Origin of the sequence: Anaerocolumna chitinilytica, assembly GCF_014218355.1 — a bacterium.
GTDB lineage: Bacteria > Bacillota > Clostridia > Lachnospirales > Lachnospiraceae > Anaerocolumna > Anaerocolumna chitinilytica.
The window spans coordinates 293,827-307,391 of the sequence record NZ_AP023368.1 but is presented as its reverse complement, the minus strand read 5'-3'; the positions used below and the strand labels follow the sequence as shown (position 1 = coordinate 307,391).

General features: G+C 41.5%; 11 protein-coding genes. 2 read left to right on the top strand and 9 right to left on the bottom strand.

Annotated elements, in window-relative coordinates; translation table 11 throughout:
• Nucleotides 1–26: 26 nt before the first annotated feature.
• The 6 genes from bsdcttw_RS01375 to bsdcttw_RS01350 all read right to left on the bottom strand — a co-directional run bounded on the left by bsdcttw_RS01375 (nucleotide 27) and on the right by bsdcttw_RS01350 (nucleotide 8,761).
• Nucleotides 27–1,016: a glycoside hydrolase family 130 protein gene (locus bsdcttw_RS01375; protein ID WP_185257672.1), complete on the bottom strand. Its 990-nt coding sequence runs from the start codon at nucleotides 1,014–1,016 to the stop codon at nucleotides 27–29.
• Nucleotides 1,017–1,037: 21 nt separating this feature from the next.
• Nucleotides 1,038–3,554, bottom strand: a complete 2,517-nt coding sequence (locus bsdcttw_RS01370) for a transglutaminase domain-containing protein (RefSeq protein WP_185257671.1) — start codon at nucleotides 3,552–3,554, stop codon at nucleotides 1,038–1,040.
• A gap of 41 nt (nucleotides 3,555–3,595) precedes the next feature.
• The gene (locus bsdcttw_RS01365) at nucleotides 3,596–5,038 is read right to left on the bottom strand and encodes an alpha-L-fucosidase (protein WP_225903759.1); all 1,443 of its coding nucleotides are present in this window, start codon (nucleotides 5,036–5,038) and stop codon (nucleotides 3,596–3,598) included.
• 165 nt (nucleotides 5,039–5,203) lie between these two features.
• Nucleotides 5,204–6,838, bottom strand: a complete 1,635-nt coding sequence (locus bsdcttw_RS01360) for an extracellular solute-binding protein (RefSeq protein ID WP_185257670.1) — start codon at nucleotides 6,836–6,838, stop codon at nucleotides 5,204–5,206.
• A 71-nt stretch (nucleotides 6,839–6,909) separates the two neighbouring features.
• A complete protein-coding gene (locus tag bsdcttw_RS01355; RefSeq protein WP_185257669.1) occupies nucleotides 6,910–7,821 on the bottom strand; it encodes a carbohydrate ABC transporter permease in 912 nt (303 codons plus the stop codon).
• A gap of 10 nt (nucleotides 7,822–7,831) precedes the next feature.
• Complete coding sequence (locus bsdcttw_RS01350; RefSeq protein ID WP_185257668.1) at nucleotides 7,832–8,761, bottom strand: ABC transporter permease; 930 nt, start codon at nucleotides 8,759–8,761, stop codon at nucleotides 7,832–7,834.
• 526 nt (nucleotides 8,762–9,287) lie between these two features.
• Between bsdcttw_RS01350 and bsdcttw_RS01345 the strand changes: the two genes are divergently transcribed.
• Together bsdcttw_RS01345 and bsdcttw_RS01340 are read left to right on the top strand one after the other, a co-directional pair.
• Nucleotides 9,288–10,346, top strand: coding sequence for a carbohydrate-binding family 9-like protein (locus bsdcttw_RS01345; RefSeq protein WP_185257667.1), 1,059 nt, complete (start codon nucleotides 9,288–9,290; stop codon nucleotides 10,344–10,346).
• Nucleotides 10,347–10,394: 48 nt separating this feature from the next.
• A complete protein-coding gene (locus tag bsdcttw_RS01340) occupies nucleotides 10,395–11,543 on the top strand; it encodes a LacI family DNA-binding transcriptional regulator (RefSeq protein WP_185257666.1) in 1,149 nt (382 codons plus the stop codon).
• A gap of 206 nt (nucleotides 11,544–11,749) precedes the next feature.
• On the opposite strand, the gene bsdcttw_RS01335 is transcribed toward bsdcttw_RS01340, so the two are convergent.
• The 3 genes from bsdcttw_RS01335 to bsdcttw_RS01325 all read right to left on the bottom strand — a co-directional run bounded on the left by bsdcttw_RS01335 (nucleotide 11,750) and on the right by bsdcttw_RS01325 (nucleotide 13,324).
• On the bottom strand, nucleotides 11,750–12,505 hold the full coding sequence (locus bsdcttw_RS01335) for a copper homeostasis protein CutC (protein ID WP_185257665.1): 756 nt from the start codon (nucleotides 12,503–12,505) through the stop codon (nucleotides 11,750–11,752).
• Between the two features lie 251 nt (nucleotides 12,506–12,756).
• Nucleotides 12,757–12,936, bottom strand: a complete 180-nt coding sequence (locus bsdcttw_RS01330) for a hypothetical protein (RefSeq protein WP_185259648.1) — start codon at nucleotides 12,934–12,936, stop codon at nucleotides 12,757–12,759.
• 112 nt (nucleotides 12,937–13,048) lie between these two features.
• Nucleotides 13,049–13,324, bottom strand: a complete 276-nt coding sequence (locus tag bsdcttw_RS01325; protein ID WP_185257664.1) for a CD3324 family protein — start codon at nucleotides 13,322–13,324, stop codon at nucleotides 13,049–13,051.
• Nucleotides 13,325–13,565 lie beyond the last annotated feature (241 nt).

Genomic DNA, 13,565 nt, shown 5'->3' with positions numbered 1-13,565 from the left:
CAGCCCGTTAATGCGGTTGTTTATTCTTATAATGCATGTTCCTTTGTAAATTGGATTAATTCGTCTATGGTGGTAAAAGCGAGGCTTGTTACTGTATCGGCACAGCCGTAATACAGAGCGATTCTTCCGGTATCCTTATCCGTCAGTGCAGCACAGGGGAACACAACATTTGGAACGTCACCCACACACTCATAGTATTCTTCCGGTCCCAAGATATAATACCCTGAGCGGTATTTTACTTTCCAGGGTTCTTCAAGGTCTAATATAGCAGAGCCCACCCGGTATACAAATCCGTTGCAGGTATTGATAACTCCATGATAAATCAGCAGCCAGCCTTCATCTGTTTCAATGGGTATGGGACCAGGTCCAATCTTGGTCCATTGCCATGCGGACTCATCTCCTTTGTAGGAGGACATAACATGCCTGTGATGACCCCAGTATTCCAAGTCACTGCTCTGACTGTAAAAGATATCGCCAAAAGGTGTATGTCCCGTATCACTTGGCCTGCTAAGCATTGCGTACTTACCGTTTATTTTTCTGGGAAATAGCACTCCGTTGCGGTTATAAGGCAGGAAGGCATTCTCCAGCTGATAAAAGGTTTTAAAATCAAATGTATATCCTACGCCTATGGTTGGTCCGTGATAACCATTGCACCAGGTAATATAATAACGGTCTTCGATAAAGCAAACCCTGGGGTCATAACGGTATTCCCTCTTTAATATTTCCTGATCTTCTCCCAGAAAGGTGACAGGCTCCTCATTAATATTCCATTTGATTCCATCCTCACTAAAGCCTGCATAAATATCCATACTAACTGCCCTGCTATCACATCGGAATACCCCTGCAAAGCCTTCTTTATAGGGAACTACAGCACTGTTAAAGATACTGTTGGAACTTTTTATGGCGTCCCTTTGTATAATAGGATTATTGTGATATCGCCAAACTGGTTTTTTATACCCCTCGGGTTTATCCTGCCAAGGAATGGTCGGCAGGGAATTTCCAATAATTTTACTCATATATTATCCTCCTATTTCTATTTATTGCTGTATCAGTTTCAGCATAAGCTCCACACTTCCGACATTATATCCTGCACAGGCATAAATACCGGAAAGCCCCTTTTTCAGCAGGATAAGGACAGGCAGCTTATCCGTATCCACCTGCATGAGTGCGGCGGCCTTTTCACAGCACATATCTTTGTCATAATAAACTTCAATTTCTGGGAGATTCTCCAGCACCTTTTGAAAGGTTACATTGCCTAATTCCCCCTGTTCCCGAAGGACCATAATCATTCTGGCAGCAGTTTCTTTCCAATGAGATACGGAAGCCAGAATTTCATTTAATACATGTTCGGTAGGCTCTTCCCCTACCCCAAGAAAAGCCAGAACCGTAAATTCTTCTGCCGCAAGCTCAGAGAGCCGATATTCTTTTCCGGAACTATCTTGTAACGAAAAATCCTTCAGGCGGTAATTGACTAAAACATCCTCTGTCTTGTTTTCCCAAAGTTCCATTTCAATAGATTTAGGTTTTCCCTCTTCAAGACGGAAGACCCTTTTGGAGGTATGCTGGTCACCGTTTGGCATACGCACTGAGGTAACAAGACGGTAAATTCCAGGCTCCAGTAAGAGCTCCAGGGTGTTATTTTCAAAGGACCTGCCCTCATAGTTTAATGTATCAAAACCGGTTCCCTTAAACTTTCCGATGGTCCAGGTCTGGAAATAATTCCATTTGCTTCCCTCCTTTACCTTTAAGACAAGGGATGCAGTTTTCTCTTCTTCCCTGAAATCCATAGGAGCGGTAAAGATACCCTCTTTTAAATATTCCGGTACCTGCATGATGGGATTTAATCTGGCCGGAATGTTAAAGCTTCTGCAAATTGCCACAAAGAGGATTTTCTGTGCCAGGGGATTACCCTGCTTTATCTTCAGGCACCCGATAGGTGTTGCGCAGATTGTTCTATAATCCACTTCCACATCGTAGTGAATGGTATTCTTAATATACTTCCAGATTTGTTCCGGATCTTTCTCAAAACTTTCTTTTTTTTCTCTGAAATAACTGCGGATAAAGCTTCGGTAAGGTGTCAGCTCTTCTTTGGATACCCTCGGACTAAGCAGATATTTTTCATAAACCTCATCTGTTAAACTGCCTTGTTCGCAAACTAAATGATCTTCCAGAATGTCCGCTTTCAAGTCTTTATAATCTTTTACTGACAGACAGTGGAGCATCCGCCTTCTGTCAGGATTTTCATCTTTTGTTAAAAAAGCACGTATTTCACTGATATTTTCTCCTGCTGTTTGAAATATACCTGTTTCCTCCGAATATACAGATTCCAGCTCTTCGTCATAGCAGGCTGCAAAACGCTGTTCCCGTATCTTATTGGCATCTCTTAAACGCTTTTCCCTCTGTTCCCTTTGTTCTTTTGTTTCCTGAACCGGATGCAGCGGATACTCTGTAGGAGCACAAAACTCCTCCTGTTCCCAGTTATCCGTTACCCAGTCAGTTTTTTCTGCACAGCACTCCAATAGTAACTCCGCTTTTGTGCTTGCTTTTAAAGAGACTTTCTTTTCCCCAAAACTCTCTCCCTTCCAAGCTCTTACACGGACATCTCCAAGTCCCACAACGACCTTAGCTTCTCCGTTATGGTCTGTTGTCAGAGTAACTGCCGGAAAATATTCTGCCATATTCAGAATCTCTACCGCTACAAAAGCACCCTCAATTGATTGACCCAATTGATCTTTCACCACTACGGTAAGTATATCTGTTTTTGCATAGAAGGACGTATTATTGTAATAGGTAAGTAAATTTTCTTGTACCATATATTCTTTTGAGGGATTTATCATATAATCAGAAAATGTACGGCTGTGAATTAGAATGGCACGGTTCGCCGGAGCCGTAAACCACCCCTTATTCAATACCTCTTCCGGCTCACAAGCCCCAAGAAAATACCATTTGTCCTGAAGATACACTTCCACCCAGGCATGATTATCATCACAATGGGCCCACCTCGGTGTATAGACCTGACGGGCAGGTATCCCGACACTTCGATATGCCGTAACCGCAAAAGTAGATTCTTCACCGCAGCGGCCCCTACCGCAGCGATACATTGTCATAGGAGAAACGGTACGTTCGTCCGTTGCTTCATACACTGCGTTCTCCGCACACCAATAATTTATCTCAATGACAGCTTCCTTAAGGCTCAATCCTTGTATTCTTTCTTTCAGCTGCTCATAAAAGAATTCTCTGCAGTCACTGATATCTTCTGTATTAATACGGTAATAAAGCACATGATGTACAAAGATATCTTCTGCAAGCTCCCTGCACCACTCAACGTTCCTGCGAAGCCATAAGGAATGCCGTACATACTTTAAAAAGACTTGGAAATCATATTCTCCTGCATCCCGAACCGGCATCGTTCCATAGAGAAAACGCATCAAAACCGCCTCTTCCTCCGTACATCCCCCTAAAGCTTCTTCAATTTCTTCCCACAGGGAGCCGTAATATTTCTTTCTTCCCTGATATTTATCCAAAGCATATTCCTGCAAATGTATTGAAAACATTCTCTGCGTGCCTTCCTTCCCTTTACTTCCTCAAACTTTATTTACACTTCCAGTTTATATACTCTGGCAATGGGTGCTGCAGTACTATCAACAGGCACCTTTACTATTATACCGCCATCCCTGCCGGTAAATAAAACTTTCTCTGCCGAATCTAACATAGTCACATTCTTTACTTTTCCTGCATAGGGAATCCATACCTCCTCCGGAATATTCGTTTCATCTTCCTGAAACATCTCCAGAGCATAGACATATTCTCCTTTTCTGGTAAAGGCAATATTCTTACTTTTATAGGGTTCGCAGACTCTTGTTCCATAGATAGCTTCACCAAATACTTTCAGCCAGGCTCCCACTCCACGCAATGATTCCACCGCTCCTTTCGGGAGGCGTCCATCAGGCTGCGGACCAACATTAATTGCAAGATTACCGCCCTTTGCTACAATATCTATCAGCAGGTGAATTACCTCTCTGGGGGATTTGTATGTATCTTCATAAGCAAAGGAAAAAGACGTCCCAAGGGTAATGCAGCTTTCCCAGGGTACTCCTAACGGCTTTTCGGGTACACATTGTTCCGGGGTAATATAATTTTCATATGGGCCGCCGACAGTTCTGTCCGCACACAACATTCCGGGCTGCCAGGTTCTGATTTCATCGATTATTTTACCAAGCCGGATATCCTGTCCATTCTGCTCACATACCCATCCTGCATCAAACCACATAATGTCCAATTTTCCATATCGGCTGGCCAGCTCCTTTATCTGATTCCCGGTAAACTGGGTAAATTTCTCCCATTCCTCAGGACACTCTGCAGGGGAATAAGAAGGCCCCCTCCACATATAATCCCCCCTGGGATAGTCTTTTGCCCAGTAATGATCAATATGCCAGTCCGCCTTAGAAAAATAGGCAGCTATTCCGATTCCCCTTTTTCGGAACGCTTCAAACAAGTGCCCGCATATATCGGCATGTTTATTGGTATGATAAGGGCAGTCCTCCCCGGTAATCTTATAACCGGAATATTGGGTATCCCACATACAAAAGCCATCATGGTGCTTTGTAGTAAATACCAAGTAACGAATACCGGCTTCCTCTGCAATATCTGCCCACTTTTCCGGTTCAAAGCGGATAGGGTTAAAGGTTTTATTCAGGTCAAAATACTGTTTCTTGAATTCCTTTCCAGTGACTTCCCAGTCAATTCCTGTTCTGGACCATTCTGCGTCTGCATCCGATAAAGCCCAGGATTCTACAATTCCAAGCTGGGAATAAGGCCCCCAATGCATCATCAGAGCCAGCTTCTGGTCCTGAAACCACTCCAGTTTCTCAAGCACCTTTGCATCTGTCGGCCATACGTAATCATCAGCAGCACTGTAATTGTGTACACCTTGTTCTATCTTCTCTTCCTCTTTCAGAGACCGTGCTTCCATCTTATCTGTCTGTGTTATTTCTGCTCCGTCCATTTCCTTAGGAACAACTGTTATGCTGTTATCCATATCCGCTGCCTCAACCTTCCTTTCTCCTTTAACTCCATTATATTCGTGTTACAGACTATTTTAAACAAGAAGGGCTGCTGCAAATGAGTACCTGCTTTTGCAACAGCCCCTTATTAGTACCGCTTCCCTGGCAGAATCAGCACCTGTGTCGCAAGACTCAGACTTTTATTCCGCTATTGTATCGATTCCGCGCATTTTAACCCAGTCTTCCAATCCTAAAGCCTTAAGACCGTCCACATATGCCTGCCACTGTGCATCATCATTAATATCCTGCTCTCCTGTTACAAACAATGCCTGCTGCTGGTTAAAATAATCTGTAAGAGCAGTACTGATATCAGAATATCTGTCAATGTCATCAAGAGCAATCCAGTTAGAAGGAATAACCGCTTTTGTCAGGTTGGGCTCATAAGTAGTCTCCATAGCCTTTTTCTCATCGTACAAAGGACTGTCTTCAATAAACTTAAATCCTACAGGCATATACTTAGGAAGAGACTGAGGCCACAAATTGCTCCAGCTGACTGCTTCCTGCTGGTCTTCCGGAAGGGTAGATGTATCAATGGCACGGTATCCGTCGCCCTCTTTAAAGGTAACTACACCAACTGGACCTCTGCTGCAACCGATTCCGTTTTCCAGTGCAAATGCGTTATCAAACCAACGGCAGATAATTTCAGGGTTCTTTGCTTTATCGGTAATAACTGCCTGTGTTCTGTATACGCTGAATCCATTAGTATCTCTAAGCCAGATACCGCCTTTGTCTGTATTCAGCACAGGCATAGCATCGAATTCGCTCTTTTCTGCTGTCTGTACAATGCCTGAGAATTCATTGCTGCCGTAAGCAATTGAAACACCATACAGATCCTTGTTTCCTTTACCTGCCCAGGTAGAGCTGTCTTGTGTGTAAAGTTCGGTATCTATCAGTCCCTCTTTATAGAGACCGTTAAACCAGCTTAAGAATTTTCTGTAGGCATCACTGACACCGCCGTAAACTGCTTTATCACCTTGAATTGCAACACCATATTTATCCATAGGCATGCCAAACCAGCCTGCCATAGCTTCGATATGTTTATTGTTGGGATCTGTAGAGAACGGAATTTCATCGTTGGCGTCACCATTGCCATTGGCATCCTTTTCCTTGAAGGCCTTTAATACTGCTTCGAACTCATCGGTATTTTTAGGCATTTCCATTCCGACACTCTTTAACCATCTGCTGTTAATATAAGGTGAATATCCTACGGTAGTGTCCCCGCACACATAAGGAATTGTATAGATATGTCCGTCAGGTGCCGTCATCTTTTCTCTCACACCCGGTAAATCCAGAATTGCGGAGATATTGGGGCAATATTTTTCAAAATAGTCTTCCAGCGGAATAAATATTCCCTGCTTAACCCCATAAGTTAAAATCATACTGTCATTTAAAGTCCAGCCTCCGATAACATCTGCGTAATCACCGGAATTTAAATCCAGATTCAGTCTTTCCGTAGCAGTTTCATAGGGAAAAATTTTCAGGGTTACATCCACATTGGTTTGCTTTTTAAATTCATCCATCATATAGAATTTTCCGGTTTCGCTGGAATCATCCACAAAGATGGAAAAGCCGTAAGCACCTGGGTCAACCAGGGGAAGGCCCTCTTTGTTCATCAGACCGTTTACCTTCCCATTTTCATCGGTGGTATCCGCTGAAGTATCCGGTACTGACGCTTTCGTGCTGTCCGTTTCCTTGTTCCCTTTGCCGCCGCAGCCTGCAAGTGCTGTTATGCACATAACCAGAACCAGTACCAGCGCAATTGCTTTTCTTTTCATGATAATTTCCTCCTCTTTCTATTTATTTATACACCGGTTTTTTATTAATACCGGTAAATAAACGGTTCCTCTCAGCCTTTTACAGAGCCAATCATCACTCCCTTAACAAAATGTTTCTGGATAAAGGGATAGAGAACCAACACCGGAATGCTGCTGATAATAATCAGGGAATATTTCATAACATCAATTAATTGCTGTTTTTCTCGAAGTGCTTCTCTGGCAGCTTTTGTGGTCGCTGTCTGAGACAGAGCCGTCTCATTGGTAATCAGAATATTGCGTAATACAAGCTGTAGCGGATAATGATCCTTATCTGAGATGTATACCAGGGCAGAGAAATAAGAATTCCAATGTCCTACCCCATAGTACAGTACCAGAATAGCAATGATAGCTTTTGACAGCGGAAGTGCAATTTTAAAGAAAAACTTCCCCTGGGAGCAGCCATCAATCTCGGCTGCCTCATACAATTCTTCTGAAATGTTGGACTTAAAGAAGGTTCTGGCTACAATCATGTTATATACACTCAAACAGCCCGGAAGGATCAGTGCCCACATAGAATTGAGCATATGTAAGTTTTTAACCACTAAATACGTAGGAATTAAGCCGCCGCCAAAAAACATCGTTACCATATAAAATAATGTAATTGGCTTTTTCCCGCTGAATACACTTCTTGACAGTGCATAGGCCGTGGGCAGCGTCACTGCCAGATTAACCGTAACTCCGCAGACAGTATAAAAGATAGAATTCAAAAAGCCTCTCATTACCGCACTGTTCTTAAATACTTCCCCATAGCCTTTTAAGGTAAATCCTATAGGCTTCCATAAAACCTCTCCGCTGGATACGGCACTTGGTTTACTGATGGACGATATCACCACCCAATACAGGGGATATGCCACAATTATCAAAATAACCGTCATAACCAGGAATGTTACCACATCAAAAATCACATCTTCCTTGCAGCGCTTTGTAGACCTTGCTTTCACCATTTTTCTCCTCCTACCATAAACTATTGCCTGAAAGTTTATCCGCTGCTTTATTTACAGCTACCAGCATAACCAGATTAATTAATGTATTAAAAAGGCCGATTGCCGTTGAATAGGATACATCATTATTAATCAGACCAACTTTATAAACATAAGTTGAAATAATTTCAGACACCGTCAGGTTCAGGTTATTTTGCAGCAAGTAGGCTTTTTCAAAACCGACAGAAAGGATACTGCCGCAGCTCATTATCAGTAAAATGGTTGCCGTAGGTAATATAGAAGGAAAATCTATATGCCGTATGAGCTGGAGCTTCGTTGCGCCGTCACAGCGGCCTGCCTCATGGAGCTCCGGACTGATGCCGGACAATGCCGCGAAATAAATAACAGAACTCCACCCCGTACTTTGCCAAATACCGGTCCAAACATATATGTGCCGCCAATACTCTTTCTTTGCCATAAAATTCACCGGATCAAGACCGAAAAACTGCATAATGCTATTTATAATTCCTACATAAGGTGATAAAAACAAAATAATCATACCGCACATAACAACGGTGGAAATAAAATTCGGTGCATAGGTAACTGTCTGAATTACTTTACGGTATCTTTTATGTCTGAAAGAATTCAGCATCAATGCGAGAATAATCGGAATAGGAAACGATACGATTAATCCGTAAAGGCTCAAAATCAAAGTATTTCTGATAGTTGAGTCAAAATAGGGAGACTCAAAGAACCTCTTGAAGTAGTACAACCCCACCCACGGGCTGCCCCATATACCTGCTCTTCCGTTATATCTTCTGAAAGCAAGCTGGATACCATACATGGGCACATAGCTGAAGATAAATGTCAGAACAACACCCGGAATGCAAAACATCCAGAGGGACATATCTCTTCTCAGCACTCGTAATATGTTACCTTTCTTCTTTTTTGTTTTTGAATTCATGTTTCTTTCCTCCACGATTCTTCCTATTGATGTTTTAACTATTTTTATCATTTACGTTTTGAACATTATTAACATGTATATTCTTCTATTTCAATAATATGTTCATTATTTGTCCATTATCTCTAATTTCACTCCTTTTTAAGGTTATATATCCGTGTTTTTGATGGACTAATCTTAACATTTGTTCACTTTAATGTCAATATGTTTTGTTAAATTGTTCTCTTTTTAGAATATGTTACAATTATGCAGTATAAATATCATGTTTTTTAACATTTTTTAGTGAGATATTAACAATTTATATAAACCATAAGCATATACTTGTTAAAACGGACTATCTTTAAACTTATAATGTAGAAAGAAAAACTAGTATTTTCTTTTATTTTAAATATTTATTTCCTTCATATGTTCAATATTTGTAAATATTTTGTTCATTAATGTTAACTTTCTATTGTAAAAAACTAAACATATGCTATAATCGGATTAGGAATGAATTTGCGATAACAAATTGGCAGAAGAGAGGTATACTATGAATCCTATAAGAATCCCAATCCCAGCAATTGATTTCAATCCACCCATTTACTATTGCCGCAGGCCCTTAAAACCCTTTGTTTTAGACGGAAGGCTTGACAAGCCCTTTTGGGAAGAAGCGCCTTTTACCAATGCTTTTATAGATATAGAAGGAGCACATATGCCCAAGCCTCGATTCCTTACACAGGCCAAAATGCTCTGGGATGATGAGAATTTATATATCGGTGCCCAACTGGATGGCAATGAAATCTGGGGTCATATCAGCCAGCGTGACGATGTTATCTTCCAGGACAACGATTTCGAGATCTTTATCGACCCGGATTCCGATACACAGCAGTATTACGAATTTGAAATGAACGTTTTAAACACCGTATGGGATCTGTTTCTGCCTGTAGCCTACCGGGATAACGGCAGCGCTCTTAACGGTTATGACATTCATGGTCTGCGAACAGCTGTATCTGTTGACGGTACTGTCAACCAGCCATCCGCTTCCAATCGAAGCTGGTCAGTAGAGGTTGTTATTCCCTTTTCTGCTCTTACAGAATGTCTTCCCGGGAAACAGGCTCCGAAGGAAGGCGAATACTACCGGATAAACTTCTCCCGGGTTCAATGGAAAACAGACTGCAAGGACGGTACATATCAGAAACGGATAAATCCTTCCACCGGACAAATTCTTCCTGAAGATAATTGGGTATGGGCACCAACTGGAGTAATTAATATCCACTATCCGGAATTGTGGGGCTTCCTGTTCTTTACCGGTACCGAAAAAGACAGCCCTTCCTACAACATTCCGGAAGATGAATACCTCAAATGGGAGCTGCGAAAGCTCTACTATGCCCAGCAGATATTTATGGACTTAAAAGGGCATTACAGTAATTGTTTGGAAGAGTTAACAGGTATCCTGCATGAATATGCTCCCACTGACGCCAACCAAACGATAAAGCCTTTGCCCTATCAGATAGAGACCACTTCCCATACCTTTGAGATGTCTTGTCCTGCTGCGGATAAGGCCCAAAAAATAATAATTTATTCCAATGGCAAGATGGAAGTGAGATAGAATTACCAGCTTATTTTCCCAGAACTATCTTAAGGGAAAATGTTCATTATGTTAATTTTTACGTTTGAAAATATTTGTATGAACTGGTATAATAATGAAAACATCTTAGCTTTTTCCTATGATTCAATTATATATGAGCACCACAGCGTGCAGATTGGTGTAATAATGAAAAAAATTACTCTACAAAAAATCGCAGATTCCCTCGGTGCATCACGCACAACGGTCTGGAAGGTATTCAGCGGTCAAGAAGGCGTTTCCGAAGACCTTAGGAATAAAATTATCGCCAAAGCTCAGGAATTGAATTATAAATTCCCAGAAAACTTCAACACCACAGAGGCTCCCGTCTCCGAACCCCCTGTAAATATCGCAGTTGCCGTATGCCGCCCGGAAACCTCTATCTTTTGGATGACTATCATTCACCAGATTGCGAAAGAGCTTTCTCTTCACAATGTTAACCTGGTGTATACTTATCTGCCATCCTCTATCAGCGGAAATTATGTGCTTCCCGCTTCTCTCGTTAATGGCAGCACTCACGGTATTATTATTATGAATGTTTATAACGAGCAGCTCCTCCGTCTGCTGGCGGCCTCTCCTGTTCCCAAGGTATTTTTAGATACCTCCACCGCCGTTCCTTCATCAGAACTAAACGGTGACCTGATTCTGACAGAAAACCGCAACAGTATTTACGAGATTACAGAGCATTTAATTAAAAAGGGTCGAAAATCTTTTGGTTTTATCGGCGATATCAACTATGCCATGTCAAACCATGAACGCTTTGAGGGTTTCTCCAGTGCTCTGCTTCAGCATGGACTACCCGTTAATACAGAACTGTGCCTGACACATTCCATCGGAGTTGATACCTACAAAGAAGAGATCGGAGATTTTCTTGATACACTGCCTTCCATGCCGGATGCATTTATCTGTGCCAACGACTATGTAGCTTGTATCTTAATGCAGCTGCTCTTAAAACGCAGACTCTGTATACCGGAAGATATTGCTCTTTCAGGATTTGATGCAAATACAGAAAATTCTCTTGCAGAAACCATGACCACCGTACAGGTATTCAACCAAAGCCTTGGCTTTCGCCTGGCTCTGCAGATTCTTTACCGTATTAAATACCCCTCTGTCCCTTACGAGGTTACTTATATAACCTCCAAGGTCATCTTCCGCAGTTCTACCGGGGATTTTGAAAGCTAGACCGAGAAATCAAGACAATACTATATCCATATATAGCAAGGGATTACAATAAAAAAATGCTCTGAGGAATATGCATGTCCTATTCCCCAGAGCATTTTTTATAGCATTGTTTTGTATCAATTTTGCACTAAGATTAGTCAGTGCATTTTTCTTGAATATATTCTACCTATTTCTTAAAGCCCTTGTTAATGTATAAAGCAATGTATTTAGCTAACCGCGCACTTATCAAGGGCTTTTCTTGCCTGCCGGACGTTTTCTTCCCCTGTACGGTATATTGTATATTCACTAAGAGAAGGCAGTCCCATATTCACCTCTCCTTTTCGATAGATCATGTTACTGTCTAGTACTTCTTTTCCTGACATATGATAGGCTGTCACACCGGCAGCTGTATATAGCTTTGGAATAACCCTGTCATTTACACCCCCGCCCGTCAGGATATCTATACGCTCCCTGCTCCTTTCTTTTAGAGTTTTCAGGAGGGGAATTCCTTCTGTACATTCATTTTTCTGGCCCGAGGTTAGGATTGTGTTAATTCCTAAACTTATAGCCTGTTCCATTGCCTCAAAAGGATCTGCTGTCATATCAAATGCCCGGTGCAGGGTAACAGACATTCCTTTTGCCTCTTCCATCAGTCCATACATGGCTTCCAGATTCAAAGTACCCTCCGGTGTAAGAACGCCAATTACTACTCCTTCCGCTCCCAATTCCCGGAACATCCTGACTTCTTCTTTTATAATGGAATATTCATATGAGGTATAGCAGAAATCTCCGAATCGCGGACGAATCAATGCATGGATCCTGATACTACTGTACTTGCGAATCTCCTCGTATAATTTTGGACTTGGCGTCGTTCCCCCAATCACAAGATTACTGCACAGCTCAATTCTAGAGGCTCCGCCTTTTTCTCCCGCTAAAACAGATTCCACAGAATCTGCACATACTTCCAATATAAAGTCTTTCATTTATGCCTCCCCAGCTTAAGTTTAGTTCTTCTATATCATTTCCGTATCATCTCACTTCCAGTAAATTATAGTATAGTATGCTATCAGATGCAATTTTTTTATCTCTTTCATGGCGTCCACTGTGCTGTTTTAGCTTCAGAGCAATTGTTTCAAAAAAATAAAAGCCGTCACATAACTCTTTGAAGTTATCTCTTAGATATATTACGTCTAACAGAATTCTCTTCTGAGTTATGTAACGGCTATACACCTCTCTATTTTACAGATATCACTTTTTTATCCTTGCATCTTTTACATACTGTTGTTTTACTGCCGTCTTCAGCAATCAGCGGATACAGTACTTTAATTCTTTCTGTTTTGCATACAGGACAAGTTCCTCTGCCATGGGATGGCGTACTCCATAATGTTTTTCCTCTATGGGGCTTTAATGCCATACAAATCATTCCTTTCTGTGTAATTATCCTTCGTAGTCTTCTTCCTAGCTACAAGATAACTATATCGCAACATCCGTCCAAAAACTATTACACATACTTTTCTGTAAAGAACTTAAACATCCCATTTTACTTGACTCAAGATACGTCTGATACTCTGTTCTGACAAAAAATACTCCATGGCCAGCTCTTCCGCTGTCCGTCCGCTGCGGTATTTTTTGTAAATCTCTAGATTTCTTTCTTTTAGTAACGACCTGGCTCCGCTCATTTCTCCCCAGGTTTTCTTTTCCCCTTCTTTGCGAGGGATATATAAGTATTCGCCATCTACATACTGCTGTAATAATTTAATCATTTCCTCAGGTAATATATCCTGGGCTTTAATATATTTCATATTCTTTGCTCCTCTGATATTAATGTTTAGATGAAGCAAAGGCCAAAAAAACTGCAGCATGGCAAACCATGCTGCAGCAAAGATTTTCTATAAAATCCATCTCTTAATCTGTAGTAAGCTGGTGAAAACGTACGCAAATAAGCCTTTTCCCTTGAAGGCTTAAAAAATACATTATTATTCACCAGCTACTTAAGAATCAGAGCTCCGAGCAAAGCAAGCCGACTAAATTTTTTGTGGTCTC

Bases quoted from the DNA above. Each gene is read 5' to 3' on its own strand.
- bsdcttw_RS01375 (WP_185257672.1), bottom strand. From the start codon at position 1,016: ATGAGTAAAATTATTGGAAATTCCCTGCCGACCATTCCTTGGCAGGAT.
- bsdcttw_RS01370 (WP_185257671.1), bottom strand. From the start codon at position 3,554: ATGTTTTCAATACATTTGCAGGAATATGCTTTGGATAAATATCAGGGA.
- bsdcttw_RS01365 (WP_225903759.1), bottom strand. From the start codon at position 5,038: ATGGATAACAGCATAACAGTTGTTCCTAAGGAAATGGACGGAGCAGAA.
- bsdcttw_RS01360 (WP_185257670.1), bottom strand. From the start codon at position 6,838: ATGAAAAGAAAAGCAATTGCGCTGGTACTGGTTCTGGTTATGTGCATA.
- bsdcttw_RS01355 (WP_185257669.1), bottom strand. From the start codon at position 7,821: ATGGTGAAAGCAAGGTCTACAAAGCGCTGCAAGGAAGATGTGATTTTT.
- bsdcttw_RS01350 (WP_185257668.1), bottom strand. From the start codon at position 8,761: ATGAATTCAAAAACAAAAAAGAAGAAAGGTAACATATTACGAGTGCTG.
- bsdcttw_RS01345 (WP_185257667.1), top strand. From the start codon at position 9,288: ATGAATCCTATAAGAATCCCAATCCCAGCAATTGATTTCAATCCACCC.
- bsdcttw_RS01340 (WP_185257666.1), top strand. From the start codon at position 10,395: ATGTTAATTTTTACGTTTGAAAATATTTGTATGAACTGGTATAATAAT.
- bsdcttw_RS01335 (WP_185257665.1), bottom strand. From the start codon at position 12,505: ATGAAAGACTTTATATTGGAAGTATGTGCAGATTCTGTGGAATCTGTT.
- bsdcttw_RS01330 (WP_185259648.1), bottom strand. From the start codon at position 12,936: ATGGCATTAAAGCCCCATAGAGGAAAAACATTATGGAGTACGCCATCC.
- bsdcttw_RS01325 (WP_185257664.1), bottom strand. From the start codon at position 13,324: ATGAAATATATTAAAGCCCAGGATATATTACCTGAGGAAATGATTAAA.